At 67.5% G+C, this 15,269-nt stretch carries 14 protein-coding genes; 12 read left to right on the top strand and 2 right to left on the bottom strand.

Annotation, left to right across the window (positions count from 1 at the left end; all coding sequences use genetic code 11):
* Positions 1-46 precede the first annotated feature (46 nt).
* Positions 47-490, bottom strand: coding sequence for a DUF1775 domain-containing protein (locus B9A95_RS20750; protein WP_084049011.1), 444 nt, complete (start codon positions 488-490; stop codon positions 47-49).
* 149 nt (positions 491-639) lie between these two features.
* Here B9A95_RS20750 and B9A95_RS20745 point away from each other — a divergent pair, with 149 nt between their 5' ends.
* The 12 genes from B9A95_RS20745 (at position 640) to B9A95_RS20695 (ending at position 13,652) form a co-directional block, all read left to right on the top strand.
* Positions 640-972 carry a hypothetical protein gene (locus B9A95_RS20745; RefSeq protein WP_084049010.1) on the top strand — a complete coding sequence of 111 codons (333 nt, stop codon included), beginning with the start codon at positions 640-642 and terminating at the stop codon, positions 970-972.
* A 172-nt stretch (positions 973-1,144) separates the two neighbouring features.
* Positions 1,145-2,140: a type I glyceraldehyde-3-phosphate dehydrogenase gene (gene gap / locus B9A95_RS20740; protein ID WP_084049009.1), complete on the top strand. Its 996-nt coding sequence runs from the start codon at positions 1,145-1,147 to the stop codon at positions 2,138-2,140.
* A gap of 82 nt (positions 2,141-2,222) precedes the next feature.
* On the top strand, positions 2,223-3,392 hold the full coding sequence (locus B9A95_RS20735; RefSeq protein WP_084049008.1) for a phosphoglycerate kinase: 1,170 nt from the start codon (positions 2,223-2,225) through the stop codon (positions 3,390-3,392).
* Positions 3,393-3,475: 83 nt separating this feature from the next.
* On the top strand, positions 3,476-4,216 hold the full coding sequence (gene tpiA, locus B9A95_RS20730) for a triose-phosphate isomerase (RefSeq protein ID WP_084049007.1): 741 nt from the start codon (positions 3,476-3,478) through the stop codon (positions 4,214-4,216).
* A 798-nt stretch (positions 4,217-5,014) separates the two neighbouring features.
* Positions 5,015-5,197: a hypothetical protein gene (locus B9A95_RS34030; RefSeq protein WP_170928732.1), complete on the top strand. Its 183-nt coding sequence runs from the start codon at positions 5,015-5,017 to the stop codon at positions 5,195-5,197.
* The gene (gene asnS, locus B9A95_RS20725; RefSeq protein ID WP_084049006.1) at positions 5,175-6,515 is read left to right on the top strand and encodes an asparagine--tRNA ligase; all 1,341 of its coding nucleotides are present in this window, start codon (positions 5,175-5,177) and stop codon (positions 6,513-6,515) included. The genes B9A95_RS34030 and asnS overlap by 23 nt, the downstream gene beginning before the upstream one ends.
* A gap of 172 nt (positions 6,516-6,687) precedes the next feature.
* On the top strand, positions 6,688-7,611 hold the full coding sequence (locus tag B9A95_RS20720; protein ID WP_084049005.1) for a PhzF family phenazine biosynthesis isomerase: 924 nt from the start codon (positions 6,688-6,690) through the stop codon (positions 7,609-7,611).
* A 155-nt stretch (positions 7,612-7,766) separates the two neighbouring features.
* Positions 7,767-8,591 carry a Cof-type HAD-IIB family hydrolase gene (locus B9A95_RS20715; protein ID WP_084049004.1) on the top strand — a complete coding sequence of 275 codons (825 nt, stop codon included), beginning with the start codon at positions 7,767-7,769 and terminating at the stop codon, positions 8,589-8,591.
* Positions 8,579-9,121, top strand: a complete 543-nt coding sequence (locus tag B9A95_RS20710; RefSeq protein WP_084049003.1) for a DinB family protein — start codon at positions 8,579-8,581, stop codon at positions 9,119-9,121. The genes B9A95_RS20715 and B9A95_RS20710 overlap by 13 nt, the downstream gene beginning before the upstream one ends.
* A 104-nt stretch (positions 9,122-9,225) precedes the next feature.
* Positions 9,226-10,158: a DUF808 domain-containing protein gene (locus B9A95_RS20705; protein WP_084049002.1), complete on the top strand. Its 933-nt coding sequence runs from the start codon at positions 9,226-9,228 to the stop codon at positions 10,156-10,158.
* 164 nt (positions 10,159-10,322) lie between these two features.
* A complete protein-coding gene (gene recG / locus B9A95_RS20700) occupies positions 10,323-12,668 on the top strand; it encodes an ATP-dependent DNA helicase RecG (protein WP_084049001.1) in 2,346 nt (781 codons plus the stop codon).
* A 159-nt stretch (positions 12,669-12,827) separates the two neighbouring features.
* Complete coding sequence (locus tag B9A95_RS20695; protein WP_084049000.1) at positions 12,828-13,652, top strand: SDR family oxidoreductase; 825 nt, start codon at positions 12,828-12,830, stop codon at positions 13,650-13,652.
* Positions 13,653-13,660: 8 nt separating this feature from the next.
* Here B9A95_RS20695 and B9A95_RS20690 read toward each other — a convergent pair whose 3' ends face one another.
* On the bottom strand, positions 13,661-15,256 hold the full coding sequence (locus tag B9A95_RS20690) for a gamma-glutamyltransferase family protein (RefSeq protein WP_084050874.1): 1,596 nt from the start codon (positions 15,254-15,256) through the stop codon (positions 13,661-13,663).
* Between the last annotated feature and the right edge of the window lie 13 nt (positions 15,257-15,269).

The raw sequence follows: 15,269 nt of genomic DNA, 5'->3' as shown, positions 1-15,269 counted from the left end.
AGAGGGGAGGCTTCCCCTCCCCCGTTGAATGGGAGCGGTCAGACCCTCACTTGATCGCCGTCTTGCTCGCGGGCGCGTCGGGGCTCGTGTCGCCCCACGCCACCACCGAGCCGTCCGCGTAGGTCTGGTCGACCTTCCAGCTCACGGGACCAGGCTGGGCCGGATTGCGCGCCTGAAAGAAGAAGCGGGCGTACTCCTGCGGAGCGATGCGGCCCTTCCAGCTCACTTCGGTAATCAATCCGTCGCCGTTTATCTTCAGGCTGCGGACGAAGCCGGGCAGCACCTGAAAGCGGGTCACGGTCATCCCCGCCGGAACCACGGGCCGCACGCCCGTGGTGGCGACGTTCTTCTCGGTGGGCACCTGCAGGCGGTACGTCTCGCTCGTTGCGGCGGTGGATTCGGTGAGGCCCGCCTCCGTACGCACGACGGCGTGGGCAGCGGCGAGGGACAGCAGGGTGAGCAGCAGGGTGGAGATGACGCGCTTGAACATGAAGGTTCCAGAGGGTGAGGCGAGCAGGCGCGCAGCGGACCACCACGAGGACGACTCTCGGGAGCGCGCGCGCGCGCGTCCTGCGGCGATGGGAAAGGAGAAGAGCCGCGCCTCAGGGCAAGCCGTGAGGCAGGCTTCTGGCCCGCTGCTTGCGGGGGGGCGCGGGCGTTCAGCAGAAGCAGGCGGGTCTGAGGCGCGCGGGGGTGCAGGCGAACGGCAGCGGTGAACTGCCGGGCGAGCGGAGGCAGCGCGGGGGCACGCCCGGGCCCAGCGGCAAACGCGCCCGTCAGGCAAAAGAGGCAGTGTGCCTCATGGCTGGCAGGATGGTGGGGCGGCGCATGGCGGTGATCGACCACGCCCACCGCCGGCGGCGCAGCTGCCACATTCCGGAGCGGGTACGCGAAGGCCGCCAACACCGCCAGCAGCGCGGCGAGGGCGCGTGCGTACCCGCGGGGGCGGCGAAGGGTCACGGCGCACTCTAGAGCGCCGGACGGGGACGGTTGTCCAGTTCACCCGGCCTGAAGGGTTGGTGTGTTCTGGACACCACGCCCTGCAGTCCGGGAAACGTGGGTTACACTCGGTCACGCGTGGGCCTGTCTCCCCCGGGTGGGAGGGGACCCCACAGAAATTCGCGCTGTTCCTGGAGGAGACCACATGAAAGTAGGCATCAACGGCTTCGGCCGCATCGGGCGTCTGGTGTTCCGCATTCTCGTCGCGCGGGGCGTGGACGTGGTGGCGATCAACGACCTGACCGACAACAAGACGCTGGCGACCCTCCTGAAGTACGACTCCACCGCCGGACGTTTCGACGGCACCGTTGAGTACGACGAGTCGAGCCTGACCGTGAACGGCAAGCAGATCCACGCGCTCGCCGAGCGCGACCCGGCCGCGATCAAGTGGGGTGAGCTCGGCGCGGACATCGTGATCGAGTCCACCGGCATCTTCACCAGCCGCGATGGAGCCAGCAAGCACCTGCAGGGCGGCGCGAAGAAGGTCATCATCACCGCGCCCGCCAAGAACGAGGACATCTCCATCGTGCTGGGCGTCAACGAGGAGCAGTACGACGCGGCCGCGCACCACATCATCTCCAACGCGAGCTGCACCACCAACTCCCTCGGCGCGCCCATGAAGCTGCTGGACGAGGCGTTTGGCATCGAGAAGGCGATTATGACCACGGTGCACTCCTACACCAACGACCAGCGTGTGCTGGACCTGCCGCACTCGGACCTGCGCCGCGCGCGCGCCGCCGCCGTGAACATCATCCCCACCTCCACCGGCGCGGCCAAGGCCGTGTCACAGGTGTACCCCGCGCTGAAGGGCAAGTTCGACGGCACCTCGCTGCGCGTACCCACACCCGTCGGATCCATCAGCGACGTGACCGTGATCCTGGGACGCGACGTGACGGCGCAGGAAGTGAATGCCGTGTTCAAGCAGGCCGCCGAGGGCAGCCACAAGGGCATCATCTCCTACACCGAAGACCCCATCGTGCTGCAGGACATCGTGGGCGATCCGCACTCCGCGATCATCGACGGCGGCCTGACGATGGCGATGGGCAGCCTGGTCAAGTTCTTCTCGTGGTACGACAACGAGTGGGGCTACAGCAACCGGATCGCGGACCTGGTGCAACTGGTTCAGGCGAAGGGCGCTTAAAGGGCTTAGGGGTGAGGGGTTAGGTCTTAGGAACACCCTAAAACCTAACCCCTGATTCCTGACGCCTCATCAAGGAGAAGACATGCAAACCCTCGACTCTTTAAATGTCGCTGGAAAGCGCGTCCTTGTGCGCGTGGATTACAACGTGCCCGTACGCGAAGGCGTGGTGCAGGACCAGACGCGCGTTACGGCGAGCCTGCCCACCCTGCGGCGACTGCTGGACGCGGGCGCGTCCGTGGTGCTGATGAGTCACTTCGGGCGGCCCAAGAACGGGCCCGAGGAGAAGTACTCCCTGCGCCCGGTGGCGGACGTGCTTGAAAAGGTGTTGGAGCGGCCCGTGACGTTCATCGGCTCGCTGCCGGGCAGTGAGGCCACGTTGGAAGCGGTGCATGCCCTGAAGCCCGGTGAGGTGGCGCTGCTGGAAAACGTGCGCTTCGAAGCGGGTGAGGAGAAAAACGACCCCGAACTGGGCGCGAAGCTCGCGCGTCTGGGCGACGCCTTCGTGCTGGACGCCTTCGGCAGCGCCCACCGGGCCCACGCTTCAGTGAGCGGGGTGGCGGCAGGGTTGCCCCACGCGGCGGGCGCGCTGCTGCAGACGGAAGTGGACGCCCTCTCGCGGCTGCTCACGGAACCGGCGCGGCCCTACGTGGTCATCATCGGCGGAGCAAAGGTCAGCGATAAGATCAAGGTGATCGAGAACCTGCTGCCCCGCGTGGACCGCATGCTGATCGGCGGCGGGATGGCCTACACCTTTATCAAGGCGCGTGGCGGCCGAATAGGTGAATCCATCCACGAGGACGACCAACTGGGCCTCGCGCGGCGGCTGCTTGACGAGTACGGCGACAAGCTGATGCTTCCCACGGACGTGGTGGCGGCGGACAGCTTCGCTGCCGCCGCCCAGACCCGGGTGGTGCCCAGCGACGCCATTCCCGACGGCTGGCAGGGTCTGGACGCGGGACCCGAGACGGTAAAGGCGTACACCACGGCCCTGCAGGGCGCAAAGACGGTCTTCTGGAACGGCCCGCTGGGCGTGTTTGAGTTCCCGGCCTTTGCGGGCGGCACGAACGCGATTGCGAAGGCGGTGGCCGAGCTCGGCGGAGGCGCGTACACCGTAATCGGCGGCGGCGACTCGGTGAGCGCGATCAACCAGAGTGGTCAGGCGGAGCGCGTGAGCCACATCAGCACCGGCGGCGGCGCGAGCCTGGAACTGCTTGAAGGCCGCGCGCTGCCCGGCGTGGAAGCGATGAAGTAAAGAGGGATGGGGCGCTGGAAGTTCGGTTTTAAAGTGTTCCCAGCGCCCAAAACCCAACGCCTCAACCCAGTCCAAGGAGAACCATGACCAAACCCAGAACCCTGCTCGCCCTCAACTGGAAGATGAACAAGGCGCCCACCGAGGCGCGCGCCTGGGCGCGGGAACTCGCGCAGGGCTATGAGCGCGCTCCTGTGGAACTCGCCGTGATGGCCCCCTTCACGGCCCTGTACGGCCTCAAGGAAACGCTGCCCGGCGGCGTGGATGTGGGCGCGCAGGACGTGTCCGCGCACGAATCCGGAGCCTACACGGGCGAGATCAGCGCGGCCATGCTGCGCGACGTTCACGTCACCTATGCGGTGGTGGGCCACTCCGAGCGCCGTGAGTACCACGGCGAAACGGACGCCGTGGTGGCGGCCAAGGCGCGGCGGGCGCAGGCGCACGGGCTGACCCCCATCGTGTGCGTGGGTGAGGGCCTCGACGTACGCGAGCGCGGCGAGCACGTGGCCTACACCCTCGCGCAGCTGCGCGGCAGCCTGGAAGGCGTGGCCGAGAACGTGGTGATCGCCTACGAACCCGTTTGGGCCATCGGCACGGGCAAAACGGCCACGGCCGACGACGCCGAGGAACTGGCCGCAGCCATTCGGGAGGCGCTGCGCGAACCCTACGGTGCTCTGGCAGACAGCATTCGCGTGCTGTACGGCGGAAGCGTGAAGCCGGACAACATCGCTTCGATCTGCGCCCAGCCCAACGTCAACGGGGCCCTCGTGGGCGGCGCGAGCCTCAAAGTGGCGGACGTGCTCGCGATGAACGCAGCGCTGAAGTAAGCGGCGAGAGGCCCTTCCCCGTTCTGAGCAGACGGGGATATTTTTATTTTGTGAAACACTTTGTTTGCTATAATATTTGTGAATTTATTATTAAAGCCTGGCAGGAATGCCGGTCCTGCTTCCCTTGCTGCTGAACCAGACGGCAGGGTTGAGGCTGCGGGCATGCGGAGCGGCGAACGGCGGGGGGCATGGGCCCATTCCGGTGGAAGAAACATTGGCCTTTTACGGCCGCAAGTCGGAGGACACCGTCGCGCAACTGCGGGCGCCGGCAGAGGCTTCTTCGGCGCCGCAATTTTCTTTTCTCCTTTGTCCACCCCAGCACACCCGCTCGGCCGGGTACGGCTCCGTGGCCTTTCGGGAGCGGTACGCAACTTCAACCCGTTTGGAACGCGGCCCTTCGCCTGAACTTCGGCGGGCCGACGCTGCTCATCGGTCCCTTTCTGGCCTCCCGCCACAGCCTGCCTTCCTTTGGGGGCAACGGCCCCAAGCCCACGGTGGACCTGCCGGTGCCGGAGGTGCTTGCGGACGTGGACCTCACGGTGGTCTTGCACCTGCATCCCGATCATTTGGGGCGCGAGCCCTGTTACGGCGCGCCGCACGCCCGGCCAGCACGGCGGAGCGATACTGGAGCGAATGGGCGCAGTACCGGGCTTCGCCTTTCGGGTGGAGGCGAGCCGACGGTGTACTGGGCGGGCGGCACCATCTGTATTCGGGCGGGGCGGGCGCTGGGCGGAAACCCGATGATCATGGACGCCCAACGCCCGCTGGAGGCCTGCGCGCCTCTGTCTGGAGGCGGTGGTGACGTACCCCCAGGCGCTCGACCACCGCACTGTGGCTCAGAAGGCGCTGCGGGCGGCGGATGCGGTGGGGATTTCACGTGAACGCCTGCGGATTTCGGCGAACGGCGAGACGGTCACGCTCGAGGGGAGGCTTGGCACGTGCCCGTATACTTCCGCTTATGGTTTCTGTTTCCATCCGTGACCTTCAGGGGCACGTCGGCGAGACAGTCACGCTGAGCGCGTGGCTGACGGACAAGAGCGGCAAGGGCAAGATTCAGTTTCTCAAGCTGCGTGACGGCAGCGGGTATGTGCAGGCGACCGTCTTCAAGGGCGACGTGTCAGAGGACGTGTTTGAGGCGGCGAGGCGGCTCTCGCAGGAGCAGGCGGTCACCGTCACGGGCGAGGTCCGGACGGACGAGCGTGCGCCCGGGGGAGTGGAACTCAGCGTCCGGGCGCTCGTGCCAGTGGGCGAGAACCACGGCGAATACCCCATCACCCCGAAGGAACACGGCACCGAGTTTCTGCTGGACCAGCGCCACCTGTGGCTGCGGCACCGCCGTCCATGGGCCGTGTTGCGGGTGCGGGACTGCGTGCAGCGCGCTGTGGTGGACTTCTTTCACGGCGAGGGCTTTGTCCGCTTCGACTCGCCCTTCTTCACGCCAAACGCGGCGGAGGGCACCACCGAACTCTTCGAGATTGACCTCTTCGGCGAGGACAAGGCGTACCTTTCGCAAACGGGGCAGCTGCACGCGGAGGCGGGCGCGCTCGCGTTCGGCAAGGTCTACACCTTCGGGCCGACCTTTCGTGCCGAGAAGAGCAAGACGCGGCGGCACCTGCTTGAATTCTGGATGATCGAGCCCGAAGTCGCGCCGAGCGATCACGTGGAGAACATGAACTTGCAGGAGCGCTTCGTCTCGTTCCTCGTGCGCCGGGTGCTGGAGGAGTGCGCCGCTGAGCTGGAGCTGCTGGGGCGCGACGTGGAGAAGCTCCGCGGAGCTGCCGAGGGCAACTATCCGCGCGTGACGTACACCGAGGCGCTGGCGATCGTGCGCGCCCACATCGAGTCGGGCGATCTGCCCACGAACGTGCAGCCAGACGTGCAGCCCGTGGAATGGGGCGACGACCTCGGTGCGCCGCACGAGACGATCCTGGGGCACCACTTTGACCGCCCTGTCATCATCGAGCGCTATCCGGCGGCCATCAAGGCGTTCTACATGCAGCCGGACCCCGAAGACCCCCGCCTCGCGCTATGCGACGACATGATCGCCCCCGAAGGCTACGGCGAGGTTATCGGTGGCTCACAGCGCATCCACGACTATGACCTGCTGAAGTCGCGGATCGAACACGAGGGCCTGCCGCTGGAAGCCTTCGAGTGGTACCTGGACCTGCGCCGCTACGGCAGCGTGCCTCACGCGGGCTTCGGTATGGGTCTGGAGCGTGTCGTGGCCTGGATCACCGGCACAGAACACGTGCGCGAGGCCATTCCCTTTGCCCGGATGCTGACGCGAATGAGACCCTGAGTACCGGCTTGGGGGCACGTGCGAAAGCGACGGGAATACAACGCTTGTGAAACGGTTGTCTCATGACTCCCCTTGTGCTTAGAAAAGCAAACTGAGTCTCATCGGTTCGCCCAGCTGCCGGTTCGGCCTTCGGAACAGGGCGTGCTGGCGCCATCTGCGCTACAGTGACGGCATGATCGCGTACTGCGAGGTGAGCGCGTTCACCGACACGCCCGGACACGGCAATCAGGCGGGCGTGGTGCTGGACGCGGAGGCGCTGTCCGAAGAGCAGATGCAGGCCCTGGCGACATTCTTGGGAACGCCGGAAACGGTCTTCGTGACCCGGCTGGCCGATGGGCAGGCGCGGGTGCGCTATTTCACCCCCACCCAGGAGATCGAGTTCTGCGGGCACGCGACGGTGGCGCTGGGGTTGCGGTTGGCGCAGGAGGGGCGCTGGACCGGGGAGGAACTCGTGCTGGAGACGCTGGTGGGCCGCATTCCCCTGTCGCTGGAGCTGGGAACCGAAGGCCCCGAGCGTGTCTGGATGGAGCAGCGTGCGCTGGAAAGCCGCCCGGTGGCGCGGGAACTGCGTCGGCAGCTGGCCGACGCCCTGGGGCTGGACGAACGGATGATTCACCGGGGGCTGCCCCTGGCCTCAGCGAGTACGGGCCTGTGGAGCGTGTTCGTGCCGCTGCTGGACGCGGTGATTCTGGACGCGCTGGAGCCGGACCTGACGCGCATTCACGCGCTGTCTGACGTACTGGGCGTGACAAGCGTATACACGTACGCGCCGGTGGGTGTTAACCGCTTCGCTGCGCGGGACTTTGCCCCCGCCGTGGGGATTCCCGAAGACCCGGTGACGGGGAGCGCCGCCGGTGCCCTGATCTCCCTGCTGGCGCGTGAGGGGCGGTTGCCCCTGCGGGGCGAACGGGCGTCCGGCGTGGTGTACCAGGGCCACGCGCTCGGCACACCGGGTGAGGTCGAGGTGACGGTAACCCTGAATGGGCCAACCCCCGGGCAGGTGCGGGTGGGGGGACGGGCCGTGCTGAACCGCGAAGGCATCTGGACTTCGGCAGGGGCGGGGCCAGCCGGCCGCATGGGAACCTTGAAAGGGTAGAGGGTGGGCGACGCGGGGGGCGTGATCCTCCGCTTCACGCCTGGAGTATCCCAGTCTTGTATTGTATATATTCGCATCTTTCTTCGTCTCATCCACGCAGCCCCTGGGCCTTCCCTTGCCCGCCGCCGTACACTGCCCCGCATGCAGGAGGCGCTGTGCTGGGACTGATTTGTGTGGATGTCGACGGAACGCTGGTGGGCACGGGCAACGTGGTTCGGGAGGACGTGTGGGCGGCGCTCGCAGAGGCGCGGAGCCGGGGGGTACGCGTGGCGCTGTGTTCGGGGCGGCCAGCGCTGGGCAACGCGCTCGGCTATGCCCGCCGGCTGGACCCGGACGGGTGGCACGTCTTTCAGAATGGAGCGTCGGTGGTGAATGTGGGCACGGGCGAGAGTCTGTCCGAGGCGTTGCCCGAAGAGGCCCTCACGCTGCTGCTGGACCGGGCAGCGCACAAGGGGCGGCTGCTGGAGGTGTACACCGACACGGAATACGCGGTCACGCAGCCGGGAGAGTACGCGCGGCGGCACGCTGAGCTGCTGGGTCTTCCCTATCAGCCGAGGTCGCCCGACTCGCTGACAGGCACACGGGTGCGGGCCCAGTGGGTGGTGCCGCAGGCGGAGTCGCCAGTGGTTCAGGCCGAGCCTCACCCGGGGCTGGACCTGCATCCTGCAGGGAGCCCGGTGATGCCGGACGTGATGTTTATCAGCGTAACGCGCGCCGGGGTGAGCAAGGGCAGCGCGGTGACGCGGGTGGCGGCAGCCTATGGCGTGCTTCTGGAAAACGTGATGATGGTGGGCGACGGCCACAACGACGTGACGGCGATGGCCGTTGTGGGGCACCCCGTGGCGATGGGCAACGCGGACGCCGAGGCGCGGGCGGCGGCCCGGCATTTCGTCGGCCATGTGGATGAGGGTGGGCTCGCGGAGGCGGTGCGGCTGGCCCTCTCGCTGGAGGCGGGTACACTGCCGGCATGCATTCAGTGAATGGAGGGCAACTTGCCCAGCTGCGTGAGGCCTACCCGACGGCAGAAGTGACGGCCGAGCGGTTTCGGGAGGAGCTGCGGGCCTTCGGAGAGACGGCCCGGGCGGCCGTCACCCACTGGCACACGCGATTGCCAGAGCGCGAGTGGTCCCCCGCGCAGGAAACCGAGCACGTGATCCGGGTAAACGAGAACACCGGACGACTGGTCCAGTTGCTGCTGTCGGACCGGGAACTGCGCGCCGGTCCCGAACAGCGCGGTGTGATGAAAGACGGCAAGCGGCAGGCCCCGCCCGGAACGGAACCTGGAGCTGGAGAGGAGTTCGGGCCGCTGCTGGAGCGGCACGCGCAGGCCGGAGAGGTATTGTCAGCGTTGCAGCCGGAGGCGAATCCTGCCCGCACCTATTTTCATCCCTTCCTGGGGCAACTTGACGGACTGGACTGGATGCGTATGACCACCTGGCATATGGCTGCACATCGCCGGGCGCTGCGGCGGGGGCTGGAGCAGCTGGCGGCGGAGAGCAAGACTTCCTAAGCGGCGCCGAGGGAACCGGGTTGATAGGCTGGTGACCTGATGGTTGCCTGCCTTTGCCCTGTCTCCTTTTCCTACCGCCCCTCTCCCGCGCCTGGGGTCTCGCGATGAGTGGCGGCCTGGTGGCGCTGCTCGACGACGTGGCGGCCATCGCCAAGCTGGCGGCCGCGTCGGTGGACGACATCGGCGCGGCGGCGGGCAAGGCGGGGATCAAGGCCATCGGCGTGGTGGTGGACGACACCGCCGTCACGCCCAGGTATGTGGCCGGATTTGCGCCAGAGCGTGAACTGCACATCATCTGGCGGATTGCGCGCGGTTCGCTGCGCAACAAACTCGCGTTTATCCTGCCTGCCGCACTGCTGCTCAGCCAGTTCCTGCCGTGGGCCATCACGCCGCTGCTGATGCTGGGCGGCACCTACCTGTGCTACGAGGGCGCCGAAAAGCTGTACGAGGCTGTTGCCGGGCACCACGAGGGCGCCGAGGAGGACCCAGCCCAGCGAAACAGTTCCGCGCATGAGGAGCAGATGGTGTCGGGCGCAGTGCGGACCGACTTTATCCTCTCGGCGGAGATCATGGCGATTGCGCTGGCAGAGGTGGCGGACCAGAACTTCTTTGCCCGCGCGCTGATTCTGGCGGTGGTGGCGGTGATGATTACGGCGCTCGTCTACGGCGTGGTGGGGCTCATCGTGAAGATGGACGACTTCGGGTTACGGTTGGCGGAGCGGGGTTCCAGCGCAGGTCGGGCCTTTGGACGCGGGCTGGTGCGGGGCATGCCGGCCGTCATGTCACTGCTGTCGTCGGTGGGCACCGCGGCGATGCTGTGGGTGGGCGGGCACATCCTGCTCGACGGACTCGAGAAGTTCGGCGTGACCCGCCCGGTGCGCGTCCTCCACGAGGACGCGCACCGGGCGGGTCACGCCGTGCCCTTCGGCTCGGGCGCGGTGGAGTGGGCCGTGGAGACGATGGGCTCAGGCATGGTGGGCCTGTTGGTGGGTGCGGCGGTCGTGGTGGGAATGCACATGCTGGGGCGCAAGCATTGAGGAGAGGAACAAGCAGCGCCTGCTCCTGGAACCGGGCGGGCAAAATCTGTTTGCCATTTCCCGAGAACGGGTTGTGCGGTTTCCCCAGCACCGTTTGTGATATATATTCTTCAGCGTGATGCGCCTTCCCGCCCTCGGGCCGACCGGCTGGTAGCCTGAGCGCGATGGCGACAGTCGCGGAGATGCGGGAGAAGTTACGGCGTCCCCTGGCGGCGGAACTGGCGGCAGGGTGTGGTGACCGGGTGGTGGCGGGCGGCGTGGAGCGGCTGCTGGCCTCGCCGCTGGCCGGGCCCTTTCCGGGCGTGCGCGAGGTGCTGCGGGGATACGCGGAGCTCGACGGTGTGGCCCGGGCTGAAGCGCTGGGGCGGGCGCTGGAGCTGCTGGACGGGCAGGAAAAGGCTGCGAAGGCCCCGCGTCCTGCCCGGACGATCAAACAGGCCGTGCCCGCCGCCGCGCCGGGTGAACGGCTGCCGCCGGACGCTGAAGTGGGGCGGCTGGACACAGGGCCGGGCGGCGCGCGCAAATTGCAGTCCCTGGGCCTGCATACCCTCCGGGACGTGCTGCACGCCTACCCACACCGCCACGAGGACCGCCGGGCGCTGCCGGACCTGGACGCGGTGGAAGAAGGCCTGAAGGTCACGGTGGAGGGCCGCGTCACGTCCAAATCGCGCCGCACGCCCAAGCCGGGAATGCTGATCTTGGAGGTGACGCTGGAGACCCCAGCGGGCGGACGGGTACGGGCGAGCTGGTTCAACCAGCCGTGGATCGAGCGGCAGCTGAAAGAAGGTGCGCGGCTGGTGCTCACGGGGCGGGTCAAGAAGTTCGGCAGAAGCGTGCAGCTGGCCGTCGAGCATCTGGAGACGGTGGAGGACGCCAAGGGAAGCCTGAGTACAGGCCGAATCGTGGGCGTGTACGATTCCAAGGACGGCATCTCCCAGGAATTCCTGCGCAAGGCGGCGCACCGGACGTTGCAGGCCGTGCCGCTCGACGATTACCTCCCGGCCCACTGGCGGCGCAAGTACAGGGTCACGGACCTGGGCGACGCGCTGTGGGGCATTCACTTTCCGGCGGATGAGGAGCAGCTTTCGCGGGCGAACCACCGGCTGCGCTTCGACGAGTACCTGTTTCTGGAATTGCGGATGCTGCTGCAGGGCGAGGACGCCGTACTGCAGGGCAAGCGCTTCCAGGCGACGGGGAGCGACATCTCGACGTTCGAGGACGCCCTGCCCTTCCGCTTCACAAACGCCCAGCGGCGGGTGCTGCTGGAGATCACGGACGACATGCGCGCCGAGCGGCAGATGGCCCGGCTGGTGCAGGGGGACGTCGGATCCGGCAAGACGGCGGTGGCCGCGTGCGCGCTGTACCTCGCCGTGCGCGACGGCTACCAGGGCGCGCTGATGGCCCCCACCGAGATCCTGGCGCGGCAGCACTTTGAAAACCTCGTGGGGTACATGGCAAAGCTCGACGTGCGGGTGGGGTATCTGGTGGGCGCGATGACGCCGAAGGCGAAGCTGGAGATGCAAACGCGCATCGCCGAGGGCGAGGTGGATGTGGTGGTGGGCACCCAGGCGCTGATTCAGGAGAACGTGCGCTTCGACAACCTCGGGCTGGCGGTGGTGGACGAGGAACACCGCTTCGGGGTGATGCAGCGGCGCAAGTTGCTGGCGGGTCGCCCGGACGTGCTCGTCATGAGCGCCACACCCATTCCGCGTAGCCTGGCGCTGACGGCGTACGGGGACCTGGAACTGTCGATCATCGACGAATTGCCGCCCGGACGGACGCCCGTAGAGACGAAGCTGATTCAGGACACGCACCGGCAGCAGGCCTACGGCTTTGTCATGCGCCAGATTCGGGAGGGGCGACAGGCCTTCGTGGTCACGGCCCTGATCGAGGAAAACGAGAATCTGGAGTTGCTGGCGGCCACGCAACTGGCAGACGATCTGCGGGTGATCCTGCCCGAGGCCCGCATCGAACTGCTGCACGGCAAGATGTCGGCAGCGGAAAAAGAGCACATCATGGAGCGGTTCCGCTCGCGCGCGTTCGACATTCTGGTGAGCACCACCGTGATCGAGGTGGGCGTGGACGTGCCCAACGCCAGCGTGATGGTGATCGAGAACGCCGAGCGCTTCGGGCTCTCGCAGCTTCACCAGCTCCGGGGCCGGGTGGGACGCGGCAGCGCGCAGAGCTACTGCCTGCTCATCGCGGGGGAGCACAGCAAGAAGACGCGGCAGCGCCTCAAGATCATCGAGGGCAGCACGGACGGCTTCGTGATCGCGGAGGCAGACCTCAAGCTGCGCGGCCCCGGCGAGATTCGCGGCACCCGGCAGAGCGGCGTTCCAGACTTGCGGCTGGGCGACCTCGCGAACGACACCGAGATCATCGAGCAGGCCCGCGAACTCGCCAAGCACATCCTGGCGCACGATCCGAAACTGGAGCATCCGCGCCTTCAGTACCTCAAGGGCGAGTTGCAAAGCCGCAGCCACAGCGTCGCCTTCCGCGAGGTGATCTAGCGGTTGTGACAGCGCCGTGAGATCTGCCCCGTACACTGGGGTCATCAGCGCAACAATTTAAAGGCGGGTCAGTGATCCCCGCCGCGCCGGGAGGCTGACGTCAAACGGGTCAGCCTTACCTTTTTTGGTCTGGGATGGGCACCGCCCTATCCTGGCCGCATGACTGAGGGAATGGCGGGCAAGACGGTGCTGGTCACGGGCGCGACGGGCGGCATCGGCCTGGTGACGGCGCGGGAACTGGCGCGCAAGGGGGCGTGGGTGTGGGTTCTGGGGCGCAACCCGGAGAAGACGGCGGAGGTGGCGCGGGAAATCGGTGCCGCGGGGACGCTGGTGGAGGACCTGTCCGAACTCGCGGGAGTGCGGCAGGCCGCCGCCAAGTTCCAGGAGCGGTCCAGGCGACTCGACGTGCTGGTAAACAACGCTGGAGGCCTGTTCAACCGGCGGCAGGAAACGCGGGAGGGCACCGAGACCACGTGGGCGCTCAACCACCTCGCGCCCTTCTTGCTGACGCGCGAACTGCTGCCGCTGCTGCGGGCGGCGGAGGCCCGGGTGATCACCGTCTCGTCATCGGCGCACGCCTTTGGGCGCGTCCGCTTCGATGACCCGGAGTTCCGGCACGGCTACAGCGGGTGGGCAGCGTATAACCAGAGCAAGCTCGCCAACGTGCTGTTTGCCCGTGAGCTCGCCCGCCGCGAGCCGAGAATACGGAGCAACAGTCTGCATCCGGGCCGCGTCCGAACGGGTTTCGGGTACAACAACGGCGGTTTCTTTAACCGCGTATGGGGCGTGATAGACCGCTTCGCCATCTCGCCCGAGCAGGGCGCACGGACGAGCATCCTGCTGGCCAGTGACGCGAGCATCACCGCCACCGGGCGCTACTTCGATCAGGAGCGCGAGGCGCGCCCCGCTGCGCAGGCGCTGGACGACGGGGCAGCGCTGAGGCTATGGAACCTCAGCGAGGAGTATGTGGGAGGCCAGGGGTAGACGGGGGCCTACCACACCGCGATATGCCCGTCCGCGCGGCTCTCGGTGCCGCCCTCCAGCACCCCTGTCCCGGGATTGCGGCGGATCATCTGGCCGCGCCCGAAGGAACCGGAATCGAGCTGCACCCGGACCTCGTGCCCACGGGCAGCGAGGGCACGCGCCACCCCTGCACCGAAGGCCGGTTCCAGCTCCACCGCCCGGCCTGAGAGCCATTGCCAGCGCGGAGCGTCCAGCGCTTGCTGGGGGTCCAGGCCGTAGCGCAGGGTGTTCAAGATGACCTGCACGTGCCCCTGGGGCTGCATAAAACCGCCCATGACGCCGAAAGGCCCGACGGGCGTGCCGTCGGCACGCGTCAGGAAGCCGGGAATAATGGTGTGGTACGGGCGCTTGCCGGGCATGAGGGCGTTGGGATGGTCCGCCTGCAGGCTAAAGTTGTGGCCCCGGTTATGCAGGGCGATGCCGGTGCCGGGCACCACGATGCCGCTGCCGAACCCCATGTAGTTGCTCTGAATCAGGCTGACCATATTGCCCTCTCCGTCAGCCGCCGCGAGGTAGACGGTGCCGCCCGCACTGGGGGCATGGGTGGCTGGATCGTGGGCGGCCCCCGAGAGGTAGGCGCGGTGGGCCTGCGTATTCGCGTCCGAGAGAAGGTGTTCTACGTTCACAGGCGTATGACGGGGATCACCCACGAACGTATGGGCGTCGTGGAAACCGCGCTTCATCGCCTCGATCCCGAGGTGCAGGCCGTCCGGATCGTCGCGGTGATCGGGCAGCTCCAGGCCGTCCAGGACCTGGAGGGCGATCAGGGCGGCGATGCCCTGGCCGTTGGGGGGAATCTCGTGAACGAGGTGGTCACCGTAGCGGACGTGAATGGGCGTCACCCATTCCGAGCGGTGGGCGGCGAGGTCCGAAGCGCGCAGAAAACCACCGGTGGCCTGCGAGTGCGCGCCGATCTGCGCGGCGAGTTCGCCCTCGTAGAAGGACCCTCCCCCCGTGGCGGCGATCTGCTCCAGCGTCCGGGCATGGGCCTCACTGCGCCACAGGGCCCCCGGGGCAGGAGCAAAGCCGTCCGGGGCAAAAGTCCGGAACCACTCGCCAAAAAACGGCAGGCCCAGGGCGCGGTAGATGCGGGTCGCCCGCGCCCAGTTGGCGGCGAGAACGGGCGAGAGGGGGGCGCCTCCGCGGGCATAACCGATGGCGGGTGCGAGCACGTCCGCAAAAGGCAGGCGGCCGAAACGCATGTGGAGATCGGCCCAGCCCCGCACTGCACCGGGCACCGTCACGGGTGTCCAGCCGTGCCGGGGCATCGCACCTCCAGGCAGGCTGTCGAGGCTCAGGGCGGCCGGAGCCGCGCCGCTGGCGTTCAGACCGTACAGCTCTCCCCCGCTCCACACCAGGGCGAAGAGGTCGCCGCCGATGCCGTTGCTGGTGGGCTCCAGCACGGTCAGGGCGGCGGCGGTGGCGATGGCCGCGTCCACGGCATTGCCACCCGCCTGGAGAATACCCAGCCCCACCTGCGCGGCGAGGGGCTGTGAGGTGGCCACCATGCCCCGCTGGGCGTAGACCGGGCGCCGGACGGCGGAGTATTCAGGTTGGAAGGGCATGCAAGACAGGGTA

Origin of the sequence: Deinococcus hopiensis KR-140, assembly GCF_900176165.1 — a bacterium.
Taxonomy (GTDB): domain Bacteria; phylum Deinococcota; class Deinococci; order Deinococcales; family Deinococcaceae; genus Deinococcus; species Deinococcus hopiensis.
This window is presented reverse-complemented; position numbering and strand designations above follow the sequence as displayed.

Coding starts and splice junctions, on each gene's coding strand:
- B9A95_RS20735 (WP_084049008.1), top strand. CDS start 2,223: ATGCAAACCCTCGACTCTTTAAATGTCGCTGGAAAGCGCGTCCTTGTG.
- B9A95_RS20695 (WP_084049000.1), top strand. CDS start 12,828: ATGACTGAGGGAATGGCGGGCAAGACGGTGCTGGTCACGGGCGCGACG.
- B9A95_RS20720 (WP_084049005.1), top strand. CDS start 6,688: ATGATCGCGTACTGCGAGGTGAGCGCGTTCACCGACACGCCCGGACAC.
- B9A95_RS20705 (WP_084049002.1), top strand. CDS start 9,226: ATGAGTGGCGGCCTGGTGGCGCTGCTCGACGACGTGGCGGCCATCGCC.
- B9A95_RS20690 (WP_084050874.1), bottom strand. CDS start 15,256: ATGCCCTTCCAACCTGAATACTCCGCCGTCCGGCGCCCGGTCTACGCC.
- B9A95_RS20750 (WP_084049011.1), bottom strand. CDS start 490: ATGTTCAAGCGCGTCATCTCCACCCTGCTGCTCACCCTGCTGTCCCTC.
- tpiA (WP_084049007.1), top strand. CDS start 3,476: ATGACCAAACCCAGAACCCTGCTCGCCCTCAACTGGAAGATGAACAAG.
- B9A95_RS20710 (WP_084049003.1), top strand. CDS start 8,579: ATGCATTCAGTGAATGGAGGGCAACTTGCCCAGCTGCGTGAGGCCTAC.
- asnS (WP_084049006.1), top strand. CDS start 5,175: ATGGTTTCTGTTTCCATCCGTGACCTTCAGGGGCACGTCGGCGAGACA.
- gap (WP_084049009.1), top strand. CDS start 1,145: ATGAAAGTAGGCATCAACGGCTTCGGCCGCATCGGGCGTCTGGTGTTC.
- recG (WP_084049001.1), top strand. CDS start 10,323: ATGGCGACAGTCGCGGAGATGCGGGAGAAGTTACGGCGTCCCCTGGCG.